At 65.6% G+C, this 20,745-nt stretch carries 18 protein-coding genes and 2 pseudogenes; 3 read left to right on the plus strand and 17 right to left on the minus strand.

Translation table 11 applies throughout. The annotated features are described in order from the left end of the window. Positions 1 to 3: 3 nt before the first annotated feature. Positions 4 to 1,425, minus strand: coding sequence for an amidase (locus ACVWYP_RS37130; RefSeq protein ID WP_304496806.1), 1,422 nt, complete (start codon positions 1,423 to 1,425; stop codon positions 4 to 6). Positions 1,426 to 1,595: 170 nt separating this feature from the next. Between ACVWYP_RS37130 and ACVWYP_RS37135 the strand changes: the two genes are divergently transcribed. Continuing rightward, complete coding sequence (locus ACVWYP_RS37135) at positions 1,596 to 2,546, plus strand: ankyrin repeat domain-containing protein (protein WP_304496807.1); 951 nt, start codon at positions 1,596 to 1,598, stop codon at positions 2,544 to 2,546. 217 nt (positions 2,547 to 2,763) lie between these two features. Here ACVWYP_RS37135 and ACVWYP_RS37140 read toward each other — a convergent pair whose 3' ends face one another. The 11 genes and pseudogenes from ACVWYP_RS37140 to ACVWYP_RS37190 all read right to left on the minus strand — a co-directional run bounded on the left by ACVWYP_RS37140 (position 2,764) and on the right by ACVWYP_RS37190 (position 15,230). Then, positions 2,764 to 3,330, minus strand: coding sequence for a c-type cytochrome (locus ACVWYP_RS37140; protein WP_304496808.1), 567 nt, complete (start codon positions 3,328 to 3,330; stop codon positions 2,764 to 2,766). 89 nt (positions 3,331 to 3,419) lie between these two features. Then, entirely contained in the window at positions 3,420 to 5,129 is a 1,710-nt protein-coding gene (locus ACVWYP_RS37145; RefSeq protein ID WP_304496809.1) for a pyrroloquinoline quinone-dependent dehydrogenase, read from the minus strand. A gap of 406 nt (positions 5,130 to 5,535) precedes the next feature. Then, positions 5,536 to 6,474, minus strand: a complete 939-nt coding sequence (locus tag ACVWYP_RS37150; RefSeq protein WP_028344348.1) for a carbohydrate kinase family protein — start codon at positions 6,472 to 6,474, stop codon at positions 5,536 to 5,538. Between the two features lie 10 nt (positions 6,475 to 6,484). Further along, positions 6,485 to 8,138, minus strand: a pseudogene (locus ACVWYP_RS37155) (FGGY-family carbohydrate kinase). 42 nt (positions 8,139 to 8,180) lie between these two features. Further along, complete coding sequence (locus ACVWYP_RS37160; protein ID WP_304496811.1) at positions 8,181 to 8,954, minus strand: SDR family NAD(P)-dependent oxidoreductase; 774 nt, start codon at positions 8,952 to 8,954, stop codon at positions 8,181 to 8,183. Between the two features lie 93 nt (positions 8,955 to 9,047). After that, a pseudogene (locus ACVWYP_RS37165) lies at positions 9,048 to 10,056 on the minus strand (ABC transporter ATP-binding protein). A 16-nt stretch (positions 10,057 to 10,072) separates the two neighbouring features. Beyond that, positions 10,073 to 10,903, minus strand: a complete 831-nt coding sequence (locus ACVWYP_RS37170) for a carbohydrate ABC transporter permease (RefSeq protein ID WP_304496813.1) — start codon at positions 10,901 to 10,903, stop codon at positions 10,073 to 10,075. A gap of 4 nt (positions 10,904 to 10,907) precedes the next feature. After that, positions 10,908 to 11,780, minus strand: coding sequence for a carbohydrate ABC transporter permease (locus ACVWYP_RS37175; RefSeq protein WP_028344353.1), 873 nt, complete (start codon positions 11,778 to 11,780; stop codon positions 10,908 to 10,910). A gap of 138 nt (positions 11,781 to 11,918) precedes the next feature. Further along, on the minus strand, positions 11,919 to 13,232 hold the full coding sequence (locus ACVWYP_RS37180) for an ABC transporter substrate-binding protein (protein ID WP_304496814.1): 1,314 nt from the start codon (positions 13,230 to 13,232) through the stop codon (positions 11,919 to 11,921). 369 nt (positions 13,233 to 13,601) lie between these two features. Then, positions 13,602 to 14,555, minus strand: a complete 954-nt coding sequence (locus ACVWYP_RS37185; RefSeq protein ID WP_304496815.1) for a sugar-binding transcriptional regulator — start codon at positions 14,553 to 14,555, stop codon at positions 13,602 to 13,604. A 9-nt stretch (positions 14,556 to 14,564) separates the two neighbouring features. Then, positions 14,565 to 15,230, minus strand: a complete 666-nt coding sequence (locus ACVWYP_RS37190) for an HAD family hydrolase (protein ID WP_304496816.1) — start codon at positions 15,228 to 15,230, stop codon at positions 14,565 to 14,567. 113 nt (positions 15,231 to 15,343) lie between these two features. Here ACVWYP_RS37190 and ybaL point away from each other — a divergent pair, with 113 nt between their 5' ends. Both ybaL and ACVWYP_RS37200 read left to right on the plus strand, forming a co-directional pair. After that, positions 15,344 to 17,065 (plus strand): YbaL family putative K(+) efflux transporter, encoded by a 1,722-nt coding sequence (gene ybaL, locus ACVWYP_RS37195; RefSeq protein ID WP_304496817.1) that lies wholly within the window; start codon positions 15,344 to 15,346, stop codon positions 17,063 to 17,065. Positions 17,066 to 17,126: 61 nt separating this feature from the next. After that, positions 17,127 to 17,360, plus strand: coding sequence for a hypothetical protein (locus ACVWYP_RS37200; RefSeq protein ID WP_304496818.1), 234 nt, complete (start codon positions 17,127 to 17,129; stop codon positions 17,358 to 17,360). An 88-nt stretch (positions 17,361 to 17,448) separates the two neighbouring features. Here ACVWYP_RS37200 and ACVWYP_RS37205 read toward each other — a convergent pair whose 3' ends face one another. The 5 genes from ACVWYP_RS37205 to ACVWYP_RS37225 all read right to left on the minus strand — a co-directional run bounded on the left by ACVWYP_RS37205 (position 17,449) and on the right by ACVWYP_RS37225 (position 20,696). After that, positions 17,449 to 17,673, minus strand: a complete 225-nt coding sequence (locus tag ACVWYP_RS37205) for a hypothetical protein (RefSeq protein ID WP_304496819.1) — start codon at positions 17,671 to 17,673, stop codon at positions 17,449 to 17,451. A gap of 51 nt (positions 17,674 to 17,724) precedes the next feature. Next, a complete protein-coding gene (locus ACVWYP_RS37210; RefSeq protein ID WP_304496820.1) occupies positions 17,725 to 18,000 on the minus strand; it encodes a chaperone modulator CbpM in 276 nt (91 codons plus the stop codon). Next, positions 17,997 to 18,899 (minus strand): J domain-containing protein, encoded by a 903-nt coding sequence (locus ACVWYP_RS37215; RefSeq protein ID WP_304496821.1) that lies wholly within the window; start codon positions 18,897 to 18,899, stop codon positions 17,997 to 17,999. Before ACVWYP_RS37215 ends, ACVWYP_RS37210 begins: the two co-directional genes overlap by 4 nt. Positions 18,900 to 19,024: 125 nt before the next feature. Further along, on the minus strand, positions 19,025 to 19,207 hold the full coding sequence (locus ACVWYP_RS37220; RefSeq protein ID WP_028343296.1) for a hypothetical protein: 183 nt from the start codon (positions 19,205 to 19,207) through the stop codon (positions 19,025 to 19,027). 85 nt (positions 19,208 to 19,292) lie between these two features. Beyond that, a complete protein-coding gene (locus ACVWYP_RS37225) occupies positions 19,293 to 20,696 on the minus strand; it encodes a hypothetical protein (protein ID WP_304496822.1) in 1,404 nt (467 codons plus the stop codon). Positions 20,697 to 20,745 lie beyond the last annotated feature (49 nt).

Here is a 20,745-nt window from a genome sequence, read left to right on the forward strand (position 1 = left end):
ACGTCAGGTCGGCCAGCGACCAAGCAAGTCGCTGGCCGCCTCGAACAACGCTGCAACGCGCAACAGTTCGGCATCGGCCCGGAAGTGGCCGACCAGATGCAGTCCGATTGGCAGGCCGTCGCGGCCGAAACCTGCGGGGATGCTGACGGCGGGATGCCCGGTCATGTTGAACAGCATGGTCCAGGGAAACCAGTGCGGCCGCACGCTGTCGAAACTTCGGCCGTCGATCTCGATCGTGCCGAACAGGTCCTGGTCGATCGGTAACGCCGACCGGGTCAAGGTCGGCATCGCCAGGAGATCGCCGCGCGCGAACAGCGACTGCACCCGGCGGAATAGCGCGGTGCGGTCGAACATCGCCCGCTGGTAGTCGACCCCGCTGACCTGCGCCGCCAGCGCGAGCTGCTTCAGGAAGGTTGTGCTGAGATCATTCGGATGATCGGCCGCGAGCTTCTCGAAGCGGGTGCGCCAGACGGTGTGATTGATCGCACGCCAGATCGGCTCGATGTCAAAGCCGTCACCGGAAAACTCTTCGAGCTCAGCGCCGAGGCCCGCCAGCCGGTCGAGGCTTGCCTTGAACGCAGCAGCCACATCTGATGTGACCGGACGCCCCGGCGGCGACACGCAGAACAGCACCCGCCGGCCTTTGAGGTCGCCGCGCGGCGCGGCAAGGCCGAGATAGTCGGGGACCGGCACCCCGATCGACCAGGGGTCCGACGGGTCCTCTCCCGCCATCGCCTGCATCATCAGCGCCGTATCGGCAACGGTGCGCGTGGTCGGTGTGACATAGGTCTGGTTGCCGAAAGCATCCTGCACCTGGCTATGCGGGATCACCCCGTTGCTCTGCTTGATTCCGACCACGCCGTTGCAGGCGGCGGGAATCCGGGTGGAGCCGCCACCATCGGTCGCAACCGCCAGCGGTGCGATGCCGCTCGCGACGGCCGCCGCCGCGCCGCCGCTGGAGCCGCCACTGGACCGCTCGGCACTCCATGCATTGCGCGTCCGCCCGAACAGCGGCGAGTCGGTCAGGCACTTGCTGCCGAACTCCGGCGTCGTGGTCTTGCCGATCAATATGCCGCCCTGGGCACGGAGGCGGGCCACCGCGACGGCGTCATTATCGGGCACGTTGTCCCGGTACGGCACCGCGCCGAAGGTCGTCCGGACGTCTTTGGTGTTGACGATGTCCTTCACGGTGAAGGGGATGCCGTGGAGCAGACCTAGCGGCTCGCCGGCCGTGATTTGCCGCTCGGCGGCTTTCGCCTGCGCCATCGCCGCATCGCCGCACAGCGTGATGAAGCAGTTCAATTCGGGTTGCAGCCGCTCGGCACGGGCGAGCACCGCGCGCGTAACCTCGACGGGCGAAACCTCCTTGCGGGCGATGCGCCCACGAAGCTCAACGGCAGACAGCAGACAGAGATCGTCGCTCATTGGGCAAGAGCTCGCGCAGGCATGGTCGACGCCCGCATCGTGGCGCGCGGCATGCGGCAAGTCCATCGGCTCGGACGCATGGCGCAACGCCGCGGCGCCGCGACATCGCATGGCCTGCCGGGTGCCGGCGGGCCCTTCCCGGCCGCGCGGCTTGGCAGCGACGGAGGATCATGCGACGCTCGATCCGCCATACGGAGGAACACGTCTTGTATCGCCGCCTCGCCCTCGCCGCGCTGATCGTTGCCGGCAGCGTGCACGGCAGCCTCGCGGCGGCCGATCCGGCACGGTGCCGCGAGCTGATCCGCAAATACGAAACCGACAAGGCCCAGCTCAGCGCGGTCGAGATCTCGCTGTCGCTGTTTGCGGCCGCCAATGCCGATTGCATCAACCTTGCCACCGAGCTGCTCGATCACGGCGCCTCCGTCGACGCGCGGGACCGGCTGGGCGCAAGGCCGCTGAGCCACGCCGCCCGCTCCGGCCATCTTGCCATGGTCGACCTGCTGCTGGCACGCGGCGCGCCGGTCGACGCGCGCAACCTCGCGGGATCGACCGCGCTGTATTTTGCCGCCGAGCGCGGCCATGTCGCGATCGTGCAGCGGCTGATCGACCGCGGCGCCGACGTCAATCTCACCGGACGCAGCGGCGCCTCCCCGGTCGCGGCCGCCGCCTATGCCGGCAGGGACATGGTGGTGCGCATGCTGCTGGCGCACGGCGCCGACGGCCGCAAGGCCGACGACACCGGCAAGCCGCCGGTCGTCTATGCCGCGGCCGGCGGCCAGCTCGGCATCGTCAAGCAGCTGCTCGCGCGCGACATCGACATCAATGCGCGCTACGCCAACAATCTGACGCTCCTGATGTGGGCGGCCGGGCCGGATGAGACCGTGCCGGAGGCGCAGGCGCTCGAGGTTGTCTCGTACCTGCTGGAAGGCGGCGCCAAGGTCGACGATCGCGATGCGCGCGGCCGCACGGCGCTGATGATCGCCGCCGAAGGCAATCATCCGGCGATTGCCAGGACACTGCTCGCGCATGGCGCCGACCCTGCGCTGGCCGACAAGGCCGGCAAGCATGCCGCCGATCTCACCATCCTGTCGGCGCTGCGCGAGGAGCTGACGCCCCGCTGAGGCATGATGAGTTGAATCGAGCAACAGGTTCCGCATCACCTCGCCCCGCTTGCGGGGAGAGGTCGGAACGCATCGTTAGATGCGTTCCGGGTGAGGGGGAGCTTCCACGAGCACGTTTATCACCGTGTTCGCGGAGAGAGCCCCTCACCCCAACCCTCTCCCCGTAAGGACGGGGAGAGGGAGATCAGCCGCAACGAGGGGTGAACTTCAGCGCCGCTCACAGCCCCGCCAGATAATCCACCAGCGCGGCAAGGTCGTCGGGCGACGTTGCCAGCATCAGGTCGGACATGCCAGGATTGTTGCCGCGCGCACGGGTGCGGAAATCGGCGATGGTCTTGGCGAGATAATCCCGTCCCATTCCGGCCAGCCGCGGCACCGTGCCATCGCCCTGGAAGCGATCGAGATGGCAGGCCGGACAACCGACCGAGCGGCTGGCGCTGACCGCCTTCTCCGCCACGTCCTTGGGGGCGCGCGGCTGGCCCAGGTCAGGCCACGGCTTCTGCGAAAAATATTGCGCGATCGCCAGCATGTCGTCGCGCTCGAACTGCGCCGCGATCGGCTGCATGATCTCGCTCTTGCGATCGCCGCGCTTGAAATCGCGCAGCTGGATGTAGAGATAGCCGGCCTGCTGGCCCCAGATCGTCGGAATGGTCTTGTCGACCGGCTTGCCGTTCTCGCCGTGGCAGCCGGCGCAGACCTGCACCTTGTCTTCAATCTTCTCAGCGCATGCCTGTATCGCCATCAGCAGCAGCGCGACGCCGCCAATCATCAATCTACTGAACATCTGCCCATCCGTAGAAAACAGAAGCGGGACCGAACCGGTCCCGCCTCGCCGTCAATGTTCGCACGCGTGATGATGCATCAGGCCCGGGCTCAGTCGAGCGTGAAGGCGATGATGTTGTTGCCACGCTTGTAGTCGAGCTGGGTGTTACCGCCCGCGCCGACCACGATATATTGCTTGCCGCCGACCATGTAGCTCGACGGCGGCGCGTTGACGCCGGCGCCGGCCCGGAAGCTCCACAGCTCCTTGCCGTTCGACGAATTATAGGCCGCGAACTTGCCGTTGCCTTCGCCGGTGAAGACCAGGCCGCCGGCGGTGGCGAGGATGCCGCCGATCATCGGCTCGGGCGTGTTGACCTGCCATTTGATCTTGCCGTTGTTGTAGTTCACCGCGGTGATGTTGCCCGCCTGCTTCTCGCCCGGGATCACCTTGAAGGCACCGCCCAGCCACAGCTTGCCGTTCGGATAGGCCGAGCTCTCGACGTGGTAGGTCATCGGCTGGTGCAGGTTGATGGCGTAGGCCAGCTCCTGCCCCGGATCGGTCGCGATCGGCGACCATTCGACGCCGCCATTGGCGCCGGGCAGCATGCGCGCACCTTCCTTGGTCGGCAGCACCCACATGTTCTCCTGCGGTACCATCGCCTCGGAGAAGCGGATCAGGCTGCAGTCCTTGCGATCGTGCACATAGATGTGCCCGGTCTTGCCGGCATGAATGACGCCGGGAATCGTCTTTCCGCTCTTGTCCTTGACGTTGACCAGCACCGTCGGGCTGACCGCGTCGAGATCCCAGACGTCGTGGGCGATGTACTGGAAGTGGCAGACATACTTGCCGGTGTCGAGATCGAGCGAGACCAGCGAGTTGGTATAGAGGTTGTCGCCGGGCCTGTTCGAGCCGTCGAGGTCGGGCGACGGGTTGCCGACGACGAAGTAGATCCGGTTGGTCGCGAGATCGACCGACGGGTTCTGCCACACGCCGCCACCGAGCTTGGCATAGGGATCGCCGATCTTGGCGAGCATGTCCTTCTCGGCCTGGATGTTGCGATGCATGTCGCGGCCGGTGGCATCCTTGGTCGCCCAGACACCGACGGAGTTCTCCGGAATGGTATGGAAATTCCAGAGCTGCTTGCCGGTCTTGGCGTCATAGGCGCGCACGAAACCGCGGATGCCGTATTCGCCGCCATTGGTTCCGATCAGGACCTTGTCCTTGACCACGGTCGGCGCCATCGTCTCGCTGTAGCCGAGCTCGGGATCGGCGATGTTGGTGGTCCAGATCACCTCGCCGGTCTTGGCATTCAGCGCCATCAGCTTGGAATCGAGCGTCGCCAGATAGACCCGGTCGCCGAGCACCTGGACGCCGCGATTGTTGGGACCGCAGCAATAAACCGTGATCGGGCCCATCTTGTGGGCATAGTGCCAGAGCTGCTGACCGGTCTTGGCGTCGAGTGCATAGACATGGCTGAACGACGTCGTGACGAACATCACGCCATCGACGACGATCGGAGATGTCTCAAGCGATTCCTTGACGTCGGTCTGGAAGATCCATGCGACGTGCAGGTTCTTCACATTGTCCCGGCTGATCTGCTTGCCCGGATAGAATCGCGTCTGGGCGTAGTTGCCGTTGGTAAGCAGGAAATCCCTGGTGTTCTTGTCGGCGGCGTTGAGTTGCTCCTGGGTCACAGGAGAAACATTGGCGTTGCCGAGGACCGACTGCTTCTCCTGCTTGACTTCCTGTGCGATGGCGGCGCCCGACAACAGGCCAACGCCGAGCGCGGCGGCGAATGCCGCAATCCCTTTCACGTACATATCTTCCCCCGTTATTTCTTGGTTGCAATATTAGGGATGCGTGTCTGCTACTTCCCTTCGAGGCCCGGCCGCCCTGGCGAGCGCGCAACCCGTTGCGTGGCTTGGTTGCGCTGCAATAGACGATCAAAAAAGGACGACGACAGGTATCGATGGATGGGTTCCATGTTAGCGGGGTCTTTCACAAAGACAACCGATGCGCTCAATGCGAAGCCGAAGCAGCATGACTTCGCACGCTCGAAATGCAGCGATCGCGGGTCGGCATCAAATCCGAACGATATCGGGTGCTTCGGACACCTTCACGCATCGCCGGGCAGATTTGCCTTCGCAGGCGCAGCACGCAAAATGAGACTAAGCGTCAAGCGACGGCATCGCGCGAGACGCCGCGCCGGCTGAGGTCGTGCGCGGCCTACCAATAGTCGGCCGGCAATTCCCGGCTCCGCGGTGGATCGGCGCCGGGCCGCGTGCAGGTGAAGGCGGCGCATTTGCAAGCAAAGGACAGCGCACGTGTCAGCTCGGCCGCGGAGATGTCGCGCAGCCGCTGTCGCGCGATCCGGTCCAGCCGATGCAACGCGGCGAGCAGCGCCGCCTGAAAACTGTCGCCGGCGCCGATCGTATCGACGACGTTCACCACCAGTGCTTCGGCCGCGACCGGTCCGGCCTTGCGATGCCAGGCGCAGGCGCCATCATGGCCGCGCGTAATGACGACAAGCGATGCGCCGCCCGAGAGCAGCTCCTCGGCCCTCGGAGCATAGGCCTCGTCGCCGAACAGATAGGCGAAGTCGACGTCGGACATTTTCACGATGTCGGCCTTGCCGCAGAACGTCAGCATGCGCGCACGGTAGGCGTCCTTGTCCGTGACGAGGTTCGGCCGGCAGTTCGGATCGAGCGCGATCGTCACGTTCGGCCGCGCATCCTCGATCAAGGCCAGCGTCTCCGCCGCGCCCTTGTCATGGACCAGCGTGGTCGAGCCGGTGTGGAGGCAGGTGACGCCGTCAAGCGCGACCGCATCGCGCCGATAGGTCCAGTTCCGCGATGCGGTGTCGGCGTCGTAGAAGGCGTATTGCGTCTCGGTGCCGGTGACGCGCGCAAAGGCCAGCGTGGCCTGACGATTGCTGCGCGTGGCGCGACGAAGGTCGACGCCGGACGCCGCGGCATGATCGGCGATCATCTTGCCGAAGGTGTCGGTCGAGATGCCGCCGACAAAGCCGGTCGGAACGTCGAGCCGCGCGCTGCCGATCGCGATGTTGAGGCAGGAGCCGCCGACCGCGGGCGTCAAGGCCTCGCGTCCATCCGTCGTCTTCGACGGCAGGAAATCGATCAGCGCATCTCCGCAACTCAGCAGCATGGGATAAACCTTACGTCGGCGCTTCGCCGGGCGCCCGCCTCATCGCCTCGCGGCTGTCGCGGTCAAGCTCTCGCAGCATCTTGTGCACGCCGCGCTTCTTGCGGTGGAAATCGGCAAGCTCCGGCCTGGTCGGCTCGCTCAACCGCCCAAGCGCCGACATGCCGGCCATCGCGGCGTTGATCGAATTGTGCGCGCCGCTGGCGACCGCGCCCAGCATCGCGGCACCCAGCAGCACCGGCTCCTGGGTCTGCGGCAGCGCCACCGTATAACCTGTCGTGTCGGCCATGATCTGGCGCACCAGGGGGCTGCGGCTCGCGCCACCGCCGATCACGATGGTCTTGCCATTGACGCCATGCGCCTGCAAGGCGTCGATGACGTCGGCAAGGCCATAGGCAAGCCCGCACAGGCCCGCAATGAACAGCCGCTCCAGCGCCGACACGTCGGTGTCGAGATCGAGCCCCGCGATCACGGCACGCGAGCCGGGATCGGCATAGGGCGAACGGTTGCCGAGAAATTCCGGCAGGACGTGAACGTTGTGCGCGAGCAACGCCGCGGCACCGGCATTGCCGCTGCGCGCCAGGATGCGCTTCTCGAGATACTCGATGACGTCCGACGCCGTCGCGCTTCGCCGCGAGCACAACCTCGGCATGCGCCGGATGCGACTTGAGCAGGTGATCGATCGCAGCGCCCGCCGCGGATTGGCCGCCCTCGTTCAGCCAGAAGCCCGGCACCATGCCTTCGAAATACGGCCCCCAGACACCGGGCACGAAGCAGGGATCGACGGTCGTCGCCATGATGCAGGCCGACGTTCCCATGATGTAGGCGAGCCGTTGGCAGACATCGACCTCGGCGCCGGAGCCATCGCGGCCGCCGATCGCGCCGACGCCGCCGGCATGGGCATCGATCAGGGATGCACCGACCGCGGTTCCCGGCAGCAGGCCGAGATCGCGCGCGGCATCCTCGGACAGGCCGCGGCCGAGCGGCGAGCCGGGCGGCACGATCTCGCTACCGATCCGCCCAAAGCGATCGGCCGCGAGCGCCTCGAGCCCGACCCGCTTGAAAAAGGCTTCACTCCAGCCGCCCTCGCCGGCGACATAGGTCCATTTGCAGGTGACGGTGCAGGTCGAGCGCGCCAGCGAGCCGGACGCGCGGAACGACAGATAGTCGGCAAGATCGAAGAAGTGCCCGGCAGCCTCGAAGGTCGCGGGCAGATGCCGTTTCAGCCAGAGGATTTTCGGGATCTCCATCTCAGGCGAGATGGCGCCACCGACATAGCGCAGCACCTTGTCGCCGGTCGCGTTGACGAATTCGGTTTCGTCCATCGCGCGGTGATCCATCCAGACCACGACATTGCGCGCGGGATCGCCGGACGGGCTGACGGTGAGCGGCCGGCCTGCCCTGTCGAGCACGACCAGCGAACAGGTCGCGTCGAAGCCGATGCCTTTGACGCGCTGGGCCCCAACCGTAGCCTCCTGCATCGCATTGCGCACCGAGGCGACGCAGGCCGCCCAGATGTCGTCGGACGATTGCTCGACGATATCGCCGGGCTCGTGCCAGACCCGGATCGGGTGCCGCGCCGAACCCAACAGCTTCCCCGACTCGTCGAACACGCCCGCCCGGGCGCTGGTGCTTCCGACGTCCACCCCGATATAGGCTTGCCGCATAGCCGCTCTATCTTTGCTTGAGCACGATCTCCCCGGGCAACCCTACCAGCAAGTGTAGCCGCCATCGACCAGAACGATGCTTCCGGTCATCAGGCTCGCGGCATCGGAGGCCAGGAACAAGACGACGGAGGCGATCTCGTCGACCTGCCCCATCCGCGCCATCGGGGTTCCGCCGATCCAGGCGTCGTACATTCTGGGGCTGTTCTTCACGAACGCGTTCAGCGGCGTCTCGATATAGGTCGGCGCCACGGCGTTGACGCGAACCCCGCGCGCGCCCCATTCGGCCGCGAGCGATTTCGTCAGGTGATGCACCGCTGCCTTGGAGGCGTTGTAGAAGCACTGTTCCTGCGGCTTGTTGACGATGAAGCCGGACATCGAGCCGACATTGACGATGGTTCCGGACTTCGCCTTCAGCATGTGATTGCCGAAGGCGCGGCAGCACCAGAAGGTGCCGTTCAGGTTGACGTCGATGACGTTGAGCCAGTGCTCGTCGGTCACGGTTTCCGCCGGCGTCTCGCTGCGGGCGATGCCGGCATTGTTGACCAGGATGTCGACCTTGCCGTATTTGCGCACCAGCTCGTCGGCGACCGCAGAGACGCGGCCGGAATCCGTGACGTCCATCAGCGCGATGTCGGCGTCGAAGCCCTTGGCCTTCAGCGCCGCCTGCGCATCATTTGCGACCTTGGCGTCGCGGTCGCCGATGATGACCTTGGCGCCGGCTTCGGCGAGCGCCTCGGCGCAGGCGAGCCCGATGCCCTGACCCGCGCCTGTGATGATAGCGGTCTTGCCGCCGAGCCTGAATTTTTCGAGATACATTTTCTTCTTCCTTAGCTTCTTTTTGAGCATGATCTGTTCGGAAAACCGCTTCACACTTTGCGCTAACGCGGCCCTCCGGGTCCGGATCATGCTCTACGCGTGAATCGATTTTCCGCTGTCGTCGAAACGGTTGGATGCGCGCCGGATCCGGGATCAGCGACACCCGGTCGCCGGGATGCAGATCAAGCTCGCCGATATAGCGCGCGGTCAGCATTCCCAGCGGTCCGGCGTCGACATAGAGGAAGGTGTCACTGCCGAGATGCTCGGCGACCGAGACGGTGCCGTGCCAACCGCCCTGCCCGTCGCGCTCGACCCTCAAATGCTCGGGCCGCACCCCGATGGTCGCGGCGCCCTGCTGCTTCGCGATCTCATCGGTGACGAAATTCATCTTCGGCGAGCCGATGAAGCCGGCGACGAACAGATTGGCCGGCTTCTCGTAGAGCTCGAGCGGCGAACCGTATTGCTCGATCTTGCCGCCGTTCAGCACCACGATCTTGTCGGCCATGGTCATGGCCTCGACCTGGTCGTGGGTGACGTAGATCGCCGTGGTGCCGAGCTGCTTCTGCAACCGCGTCACATCGAGCCGCATCTGCACCCGCAGCGCGGCGTCGAGGTTCGACAGCGGCTCGTCGAACAGGAACGCCTTCGGCTCGCGCACGATGGCGCGCCCGATCGCGACGCGCTGGCGCTGGCCGCCGGAGAGCTCGCGCGGCTTGCGGTCGAGATAGGGCGTCAGATTGAGCGTTGCCGCGGCCGCCTCGACCTTGCGGTTGATCTCGTCCTTGGCGATGCCGGCCATCTTCAGGCCGAACGCGATGTTGCCGCGCACGCTCATATGCGGATAGAGCGCATAGGACTGGAACACCATCGACAGCCCGCGCTTGGCCGGCGGCACATCGACTACGTTGCGCCCGTCGATCAGGATCGCGCCGCCGGTGACATCCTCCAGCCCCGCAATCAGCCGCAACAGCGTGGTCTTGCCGCAGCCGGACGGGCCGACGAAGACGACGAAGGAGCCGTCGGCGATGTCGAGATCGGCGCCCTTGATGATGTGGACCGGCCCGAACGATTTTTGCACACCCTGCAGCGTAATCTGACCCATGGCGAAAGCCTTTCTGCTACTTGACCGCGCCGAAGGTCAGGCCGCGGACGAGCTGCCGCTGACTGAACCAGCCGAGCACGAGAATGGGCGCGATCGCGAGCGTCGACGCCGCCGACAATTTCGCCCAGAACAATCCTTCCGGGCTGGAATAGGACGCGATGAAGACGGTGAGCGGCGCGGCCTCGAGCGTCGACAGATTGAGGGTCCAGAACGCCTCGTTCCACGCCAGGATCAGGTTGAGCAGCAGGGTGGAGGCGAGGCCCGGCACCGCCATCGGCGTCAGCACATAGATCAGCTCGCGCCCGATCGTGGCGCCATCCATCCGCGCCGCCTCGAGGATGTCCTTCGGGATCTCCTTGAAATAGGTGAACAGCATCCAGATCACGATCGGCAGATTGCCGAGGCACAGGATGAAGATCAGGCCACTTCTGGTATCGAGCAGGCCGAAGGTCCGGTAGATCAGGTAGATCGGCACCAGCACGCCGACCGGCGGCATCATCTTGGTGGACAGCATCCAGAGCAGCACGTCCTTGGTCCGCTTGGTCGGCGAGAACGCCATCGACCACGCCGCCGGAATCGCGATCAGCATCGCGATCAGCGTCGAGCCGCCGGCGATAATGATCGAGTTGAGCGCATGGTGGAAATAGTCGCTCCGCTCCTGCACCGTTGCGTAGTTCTCGGTGGTCCAGTGGAAGAACAGGAACGAGGGCGGGATCGCGAACGCCTCGAGCTCGGTCTTGAAGCTCGCCAGCACCATCCAGAGGATCGGGAAGAAGATCAGGAAGCCGACCAGCCAGGCCGCCACCGTCGAGACCACCCTGCGCCGTGTCGTGACCATCCGCGCCATGACGTTACGCCTCCAGATTCCGGCCGACGATACGAACGAGGAAGAAGGCGACGATGTTGGCGAGCACCACCGCAACCAGGCCGCCCGCCGAGGCGCTCCCCACGTCGTACTGGATCAGCGCCTGCGAATAGATCAGGAAGGCGATGTTGGTGGTCTGCAGGCCGGGGCCGCCGCCGGTGGTGACGAAGATCTCCGCGAACACCGTGAGCAGGAAGATGGTCTCGATCAGGATCACCACGGTGATCGGGCGCGCGAGGTGCGGCAGCGTGATGTAGATGAAGGTCGAGATCGCGCTCGCGCCGTCCATCTCGGCGGCCTCCTTCTGCTCCTCGTCGAGCGATTGCAGCGCGGTGAGCAGGATCAGGGTCGCGAATGGCAGCCATTGCCAGGAGATGATCAGGATCACCGAGAACAGCGGCGCGTCGTTGAACCAGTCGATCGCCGGCAGCCCGAACAGGTGCGCGATCCAGGCGAACAGGCCCGACACCGGATGCATCAACAGGTTCTTCCAGACCAGCGCGCTCACCGTCGGCATCACGAAGAACGGCGCGATCACCATTAGCCGGACGATCGAGAGCCCGACCACCTGCTGGTCGAGCAGCACCGCCAGCGGCACGCCGAGGATGATCGTGATCGCGAGCACCGAGCCGACCAGCACCAGGGTGTTCTGCAGCGAGGCGAGGAAGGCCGGATCGGTCAGGAAGTAGCGGAAATTCTCCAGGCCAACGAACGATTCGGACCCGGGATCGAGCAGATTGTAGTGCAGGGTCGCGAAATAGATCGTGAGCGCCAGCGGCACGATCATCCAGATGAACAGCAACGCCACCGCGGGCGTGAGCAGCGTGCGTGCAAGCAGTTGGGTCTGCTGGGTCGCCATCCCCGCCTCCTTACTTAAGGAAAGGAGCGACCATCCCGCTGCGGGACAGGATGGTCGCAAGTACCCAGCTCGGGAGGTCTAAGCTGGTCAGGCGGCCAAGGCGTTTGACGCGCCTTGGCTATCGAGTCGCAGGCAGGTTTACTTGATGTAGCCCGCGCGCTTCATTTCGCGCTCGGTCGCGGACTGCGCAGCCGAGAGCGCCGCATCGACGGTGGTCGAACCTGAGAGCGCGGCCGAGAACTGCTGGCCCACCTGGGTTCCGATGCCCTGGAATTCAGGGATCGCCGCGTACTGCACGCCGACATAAGGCACCGGCTTCACCGTCGGCTTGTTCGGATCGGCGGCATCGATCGAGGCCAGCGTCAGCTTGGCGAAGGGGGCGACCTTCAGATAGTCGGGGTTCTTGTACAGCGAGGAGCGCGTGCCCGGCGGCACGTTGGCCCAGCCTTCCTTCGACGCGACGAGCTTGGTGTAGTCCTTGCCGGTCGCCCAGGCGATGAACTTCTCGGCCGCCTCGACCTTCTTCGAACCGGCAGGAACCGCGAGACTCCACGCCCACAGCCAGTTGGCGTTCTTGCCGAGCCCGGTGTTCGGCGCCAGCGCGAAGCCGACCTTGTCGGCGACCGTGGATTCCTTCGGATTGGTCACGAACGACGCCGCCACCGTGGCGTCGATCCACATCGCGCATTTGCCGGCGTTGAACAGCGCGAGGTTCTCGTTGAAGCCGTTGGAGCTGGCGCCGGGAGGGCCGGCCTGCTTCATCAGGTCGACATAGGTTGTCAGCGTCTTCTTCCATTCCGGCGAGGTGAACTGCGGCTCCCACTTCTCGTCGAACCAGCGCGCGCCGTAGGAATTGGCCATCGCGGTCAGGAACGCCATGTTCTCGCCCCAGCCGGCCTTGCCGCGCAGGCAGATGCCATAGACGCCGGCGGCCTTGTCGGTCAGCTTCTTGGCGGCGTCGACCACGAAGTCCCAGGTCGGGCTCTCCGGCATCTTCAGGCCGGCCTTGTCGAACAGATCGGTGCGATACATCACCATCGAGCTTTCGCCGTAGAACGGCGCGGCATAGAGCTTGCCGTCGACCGAGACCGCATCCTTGATCTTGGGCAAGAGGTCGCCGACGTCGTAATCGGCGCCGAGCTTGTCGAGCGGCACCAGCCAGTTCTTCTTGGCCCAGATCGGCACCTCATAGGTGCCGATGGTGAGCACGTCGAACTGGCCGCCCTTGGTGGCGATGTCGGTGGTCACGCGCTGGCGCAGCACGTTCTCCTCGAGCGTCACCCATTTGACAGTGATATCGGGATTCTTCGCGGTGAATTCGCTGGTGAGCCCCTGCATGCGGATCATGTCGCCATTGTTGACGGTCGCCACCGTCAGCGTGGTCTGGGCGATCGAGGGGGCAGAGATCAAAACAGCAGCCGCGCCCGCAACGGCGCAAAGGACGTTTTTCAAGGTGACCTCCCTTATGTCACGTTGAGCATATGCCCACGTGTTGAGCGTATGTTCATCCTATTGCCAAATTTTGTCAAGCGCGCGGGGGACGCCCGTTCCGCGCGTTTGCGGGTTCCACCACAGCCTGGAATGGAGGTTTTTGCGGAGGTGAAGAAGGGCGCTGAGCCCCAGAAGGCAACTTGATTTGCGGCCACAGCGGGACTGCGCTCCCTCGCCCCGTTCTTACGGGGAGAGGGTTGGGGTGAGGGGCTCTTTCCGCGCATACGAAGCGGACGAATGCGCGGAGACTCCCCCTCACCCGGATCGCATCTCCGATGAGATCCGACCTCTCCCCGCAAGCGGGGCGAGGTGAAGTACGACTCGCGACGCCTACCGATCCAGCACCGCGCGCGCGGTAGCCTCATCCGTGATGAGGCCGTTGATCACCCGGCCCGCCAATGCGGCCTTGATCGACGGCACCTTGGCGGCGCCGACGGCCGCGGCGATCGTGGTCGCTTCCGCGGGGATCTGCGGCGGGATGCTCGTCAGCCGCTTGTTGGTGCCGCCCTTGATCAGGCGGCCCCTGGCGTCATAGGCCCAGCCCGTCACCTCGCCGATCGCGCCGAGCCGCATCATCTCGAGCAGTTCCTCGCGGGTGACGAAGCCGTCGACATGGACCTGGGCCTTCTGGTCCATCTGGCCGATGCCGATCAGCCGCAGATCGGCCTTGGCGGCGACCGCCCTCACCCGCGCGATCGGATCGATGCGCACCATGCGGTTGCGCTCGTCCTCGCTCGACATCAGGAACGGCAGCGGCATCGGGTAATGGCGCGCACCGGTGCGGTCGGCGAGCCGCCCCACCGTGTCGTAGAAGCTCGCCGAGCCGTCGGCGGAGATGTTGCCGACCAGCGAGACGATCTGATGATCGGGCCGCTCGATCGGCGAGACCCGCTCGACCGCGGCGCGCACCGCGCGGCCGGTGCCGAGCGCGACGATGACAGGCGTCTCCGAGCGCAGCGTCGTCTCCAGCAGATTGGCGCTGCGCTCGGCGATCCCTGCATTCGACAGCGGCGCCGCCGGATCGGTCGGCACGACGTCGCAATGGACCAGATCGAACCGCTCTTTCAGTCGCGACGCCAGCTCCATGCAGGCCGCGATGGGGTGTTCGAGGCGAAACGTGATTAGCCGCTCCGCGAGGCACAGCGACACCAGGCGCTGCGCCGAGGCGCGCGACACCTGCAGCATTTTCGCAATCTCATCCTGGGTATGGCCCGCGATGAAATACAGCCAGCCGGCGCGCGCCGCATCGTCGAGGCGAGACTTTTCGTTGTCGGGCGCAGCCATCGTCTTGCGTCAGCCTTCCATCCAGAAATCGGTCATCGCGGCGAAGATTCGATCCGCCCCGGCCTGCCGCAGCAGAGCACTGCCATCCGCCAACCGATAGTGGGCGCCGCCGACAAATCCCCACACTTTCATGCCCGCCGCCTTCGCCGCGGTCACCCCGCTGACGCTGTCTTCGATCACGAGCGTGCGGCGCGGCGCGGCGCCCATCGCGCTTGCCGCATGCAAGAACAGATCCGGGGCCGGCTTGCCGTGCTTGACCATCTGCGCGGTGTAAAGCAGCGGTCCGAAGCTGGCGGCGAGGCCGGTCAGCTCCAGCGAAAACTTCACCCGCTCGAGATCGCTCGACGAGGCGACGCAATATGGCAGCCGCAATTCCGCGAGCACCGCCGCAATGCCGGCGATAGGCTTCAGCCGGGAGCGGAAGGTCTCACGTACCTGCAGCGCCAGGTCAGGCAGAAACGTCGCGGACAACGGCTTTCCGACGCCCCGGCAGTAGTCGACCAGGGCCGCGGTGCTGCGTCCTAGGAAGAGTTCGAGCGCCCGTTCGGTGGTCATCCCGATGCCGGCCTGGACCATTGCCTCGGCGAGGCAGCGGCAGCTCAATTCCTCGCTGTCGACCAGCACGCCGTCGCAGTCGAAGATGACGAGATCGGTCTCGGGAAGCCGCGGATCCATCCCGACATGAGATCATATGCTCAGGCTATGAGCAATAGATCACAGATTCGCGCGGAATGCCGCGCCTCAAATGGTCGCGGTGCACCGCCAGGGATGCTGTGCGACAAGGCGAAATGCCGCATGACACACCTCTGATCGCGACCGTCGTCGCGGGTCTCGGATTAGCTTTCGTCTTCGGAACCATCGCCCAGCGCTTTCGGGTTCCGCCACTGGTCGGTTATCTGCTCGCGGGCGTGGCCGTCGGCCCCTTCACGCCCGGCTTCGTCGCCGATCAGGCGCTGGCGACCGAGCTCGCCGAGCTCGGTATCATTCTCCTGATGTTCGGCGTCGGCCTGCATTTCTCGCTGAACGATCTGTTGTCGGTGCGCGCGATCGCGGTGCCCGGCGCGATTGCGCAGATTGCGGTCGCCACATTGATGGGCCTTGGCCTCGCGCTGTTGATGGGCTGGACCGTCGGCGCAGGCCTGGTGTTCGGCCTCGCGCTGTCGGTCGCAAGTACCGTCGTGCTGTTGCGCGCGCTGCAAGAGCGCCGCCTGATGGACACCGAACGCGGCAAGATCGCGGTCGGCTGGCTGATCGTCGAAGACCTCGCCATGGTGCTGGCGCTGGTGCTGTTCCCGGCGGTGGCCAGCTTGCAGGGCGGCGATGGCGCGGCGCTCACCTCCGACCCGCTCGCCGCCCGTTTCGGTCTCGGGCTGACCGGCGTGCTGGTGCTGACGCTGATCAAGATCGCCGTGTTCATCGCGCTGATGCTGGTGGTCGGACGCCGGCTGATCCCGTGGGTCCTGCACTACATCGCGCATACCGGCTCGCGCGAGCTGTTCCGGCTGACCGTGCTCGCGATCGCGCTCTGCATCGCGTTCGGCGCGACCAAGCTGTTCGGTGTCTCGCTGGCGCTCGGCGCTTTCTTCGCCGGAATGATGCTTCGGGAATCGCCGCTCAGCCAGCGCGCGGCCCAGGAAACACTGCCGCTGCGCGATGCGTTCGCGGTGCTGTTTTTCGTCTCCGTCGGCATGCTGTTCGATCCATTCAGCTTGGTGCGCGAGCCCTGGCCGTTCGCAGCGACGCTGTTCGTTATCGTGGTCGGTAAGTCGCTCGCAGCCCTTCTGATCGTCGTCCTGTTCCGTCGTCCGATGGCAACCGCCCTGATGATCTCGGCGAGCCTCGCGCAGATCGGCGAATTCTCCTTCATCCTGGCCGAGCTCGGCGTTGCGCTCAATCTGCTGCCGAAGGCCGGCCGCGACCTGATCCTGGCGGGCGCGATCGTCTCGATCATGCTCAACCCGCTGGTGTTCGCGGTGGTCGACTGGCTGACGTCGCGGCTCGAGAAGCCGCAGGCTTCCTCGCCAACCGCCGCAGCTTCTGAACCAATCCCGGTCACCGAATTGCAGGATCACACCATCCTGGTCGGCTACGGTCGGGTCGGCAGCATCGTCGGCGATGCGCTGCATCAACGCAGCGCGCCGTTCCTCGCGGTCGAGGCGTCCGACGACATGGTCGCCAAGCTCAAGGAGCGGGGCATCGAAGCCCTGATGGGCAACGCCGCGCGTGCCAGCGTGCTGCGCGCGACCAATCCGGCCGCCGCGCGATCGCTGGTCATCGCGATTCCCGAAGCCTTCGAGGCCGGCCAGATCGTCGAGCAGGCGCGCGCCGCGAATGCCGGTATCCAGATCATCGCCCGTGCGCATTCCGACGCCGAGGTAGATCATCTGAAAGGACTTGGCGCCGACATCGTGATCATGGGCGAGCGCGAGATCGCCCGCGGCATGATCGAGGAGCTCGACAGGGCACGTCCGGCTGCTATGCGAACCGCCGAGCAGGATTCGGCTGCTTGAGATAGATTACGCCCGCCGCACCGATGCACGCCGCGCGTCACGCGATGAGGGAGATCAAAACATGGCCTTCAAGAGCCCGCACGTTTCGCTGGTGTCGTTCTCGGTCGAGATCGGCGCCGCGGACACGACAAACGTCATGCAGGTCGAGACCGACCTGCATCTGAACACCCGTCATCCGAGCTATGACGTGGACGCCGTGGAGCGGCTGGTGCGTGACGCGCAAGCCTATCTCGCCGGCAATGCCGGTCAGGTCACCCGGATCCGGCTGGTCTCCACCCGCAGCGGCCAGACCTGATGGCTCTTTTTATTCGAGCATGATCTCCGCGCACACGCTTCGCGTTTGTCGCGAGAGAAAACCGGCCTCCACTTTTCCGGATCACGCTCTAGCCGCCAAGGAATGCGGGCGCCAGATCCTCCTGCACGATGATGTTGGCGGCTTCCGTCGTCAGTTCGCTGCCGACCAGGTCAAGATTCTTGGCGGCCTTGAACAACATCGAGCGGACGTCGTCCGGCGTCAGCACGCCCTTCGCGATCAGCTTGCGCACCAGCGCCTGCAGGATAAGAACGTCGATCTCGCCATGCGCCAGCGTCGTCGGCTTGTCCGTCATGATCGTCTCCCAGGCTGATCTCAAGGCTGAGGTTCGTCGTAAGTGAGGCGCCTAGCGCGGTGGTGACGCCATATCCTTGTGCAATTGCTCGAACGCGCGGCGCAGGCCGTGCAGCTGATCGACCAGATGGAGGATGACGTCGATGCCCTCGTCGTTGACGCCGAAGTCGCCCTTCAGGTCCTGGATCAGATGCGCTCGCGCCACGTCGGTGTCGGAGAAGCTGACCTCGCTGGCGGTCTCGTCCGGCACGAGCCATTGCTGCTCGATCCAGAACTCCAGGGTCTGCACCTCCAGACCCGCATCGATGAGGAATTGCTGCTTGTTCATGATGCACCATCCTCGCGCGGATCGAATGCCTTTCGATCCCAGTTCGACACAAACGCCTCGAGCTCGGGATCGGGTCCCTTGGGCAGGACCACCTTGAGCTTGACGAGCTCATCGCCATGACCGCCGCCAACGCGGGGCGCGCCCTTGCCGCGCAACCGCATGGTCGTGCCGGTGTTCGATCCCTTCGGAACCGTCATGGTCACGGCGCCGGTCGGCGTCGGAACGCGGACTTTTCCGCCGAGCACCGCCTCGGACAGCGAGATCGGCAGTTCCAGCGTAATGTCGTCACCCTCGCGGGTGAAGCGCGGGTCGGGGCGAACCTCCACCTCGATCAGCGCATCGCCGGGACCGCCCTTGCCGCTGCCGGGCATGCCCTTGCCGCGCAGACGAATGATCTGGCCATCGACGAGCCCTGGCGGAATCGTCACGTCGAGCGTACCGCCGTCGGGAAGCGTCAGCCGCTTGCTCGCGCCGGTGATCGATTCCGCGAAGTCGATCGCGAGAGCGTAATGCAAATCACGGCCGCGCCGGTTGGCGCGCGCCTGCTCGCTGCGCCGGAGCAGCTCGGCGAATGCATCGTCCTGGTCCATGTAATCGGCATAGCCGGAACTGTCGGCATAGGGATGCCCCGCATCGGCGGTGGCGAAATCCCGGTAGTAGCGATGCTGCGGCCGCTCGGCGCCATCAGCATCGATCTCGCCGGCGTCGAAGCGCTTGCGCTTCTCGGCATCCGAGAGCAGATCGTTCGCAGCAGCGACTTCCTTGAATTTGTCTTCGGCCGCCTTGTCACCCGGATTGAGATCCGGGTGCAGCTTCTTCGCCAGCTTTCGATAGGCCTTCTGGACATCGGCCGCAGACGCCGTCGGGGCAACGCCAAGAATCTCGTACGGATTTCTCACAACCTGCTCCGCAACACCGTGAGTGCACCTGCAATCATGAGGGCGCAAAAGCAGGCGATTTGCAAGTGCGCAGGCGCGCCGCCCGGAAGCGGCCGACGCAACATGCGCTCACGTCACGTGACGACCTAGGATGTATGTCCGGGGTCCAGATAGTTCGGCATGTTCTTTTGCTGCTGCGGCGTCATCTTGGCGGTATCCGCCTTGCCCGGCACGCCCCGCGGACCGAGCAGGGCGCGCTGCATATCGTCCTCGCTCAAACGCGGCTTGCCATCGTCGAGCTGTCCATCGCCACCGTGACTCTGTGCCATGACCAACCTCCAGTGATGATCGCTTGCGCACAGGCGGGACAATACCGCGCTCCGCCGGAACGAGCCAGCGGAGCGCGGACGTGCCTTAGTGTTGCTCCTGCCGCTTCTCCTCCGCGGGATGACCTGCCGCGGGCGCAGCATGCGGAGCGGCGTGCGGCTCCGGCCGTGCGGCCGGCTGAGGATGGGCTGCCTGCGGATGCGGCTCGGGGCGCGCCATCGTCTCCGGGCGCGCTTCCGGCCTTGCCGCAGGCTCCGGTCGTGCTTCGGGCTTCGCTGGTTCAGGCCGCGCGACGGGCTTCGCGGCAGGCTCGGGACGCGGCTCTTCCTTGCGCACCTCTTCGGGCCGCTTCTCCTGCACGGCAGGCCGCGCCGCTTCCGCAGGATGCGGCTCAAGCTTCGGCTCGGCGGCAGGCGCTGCGCGCTTCTCTTCGACCGCAGGCCTATTCACTTCGGCGGGCGGATGCGCCGCAACGCCCTTCTCGGGAACCGGAAGCGCGTGGGATCCGGCAGGCGCCGGTGCAGCAGGATGCGGCTCAGCCTTCGTCTCGGGAGCAGTTGCCGCGCGCTTCTCCTCGGCCGCGGGCTTGTTCGCCTCGGCCGGATGCGCCGCCGGAAGCTCCTTCCCCGGGACCGGGAGCGCGTGGGAAGCAGTCGGTGCTGTTGCGGGCGCGGCTGCAGCTCCCGGATGCCCCGGCTCCCCCGCCGCCGGCCGCGCGGCGTTGGCAGGCACCGCCTCGCCGGCCGCGCGCGCGCGAACCACGCCCGGTCCCTTCAATTCGCCGGGACGCGCCGTTGCGGCGACGGCGGGCACGCCATTGTTGGTCCGCTTGAACATGCTCGGATCCTGGCTTGCGGTCTCGACCTGCTTGCGTTGCAACGGCGTTGCCGCGAAGTGCTGCTCCTTGGCGATCGCGCGATCGGCCGGCGTCGGCCGCACCTCGATGCCGCCGCGGCCGCCATTGTAGCTGACGTTGTTGACGGTGGTCTGATTGATCGTGACGTTCTTCTCGTAGACGTTGGTGATCCGCGCGCCCTGCAGATTGTTCACGGTGCGATTGTAAAAGAAGTTGCCGTGATCCCAGCGGCCGCCTTCATACCCTGAACCGCCGTAGCCGAAGCCGTAATTGACGCCGCCGTAGAAGCCGACGCGATCACCCCAATAGCCCTGATGGAAAATGAAGCCGCCGCCGAACGCGCCCCAGTAGCCGGGCGTCCACAGCAGTCCGACCCGCGGCGGCTGCACCCAGGTGCCGGGCACCCAGTAGTAATCGCCGCGATCCTCGTCCCACGACCAATTGCCCGGCGACCACATGTAGCCGGGACCAGGCACCGGCGGCTGATCGTAGGTCGGCAACGGCGGCGGCGCGGTCTCGACGGCAGAGACCGGCGCGCATGCCGCATCCTGCGCGATTGCGGGCACCGCCGTCGCATAGAACAGCGCCGTGGCAAGCGCTGCACACGACACGGTCGAAAGGAGACGAGTTGTCATTGGGAGCCTCTTCGATGAGCACGTTCGACGTGAGACGGAACAAAAGTTC

Source organism: Bradyrhizobium sp. USDA 3262 (assembly GCF_054060035.1).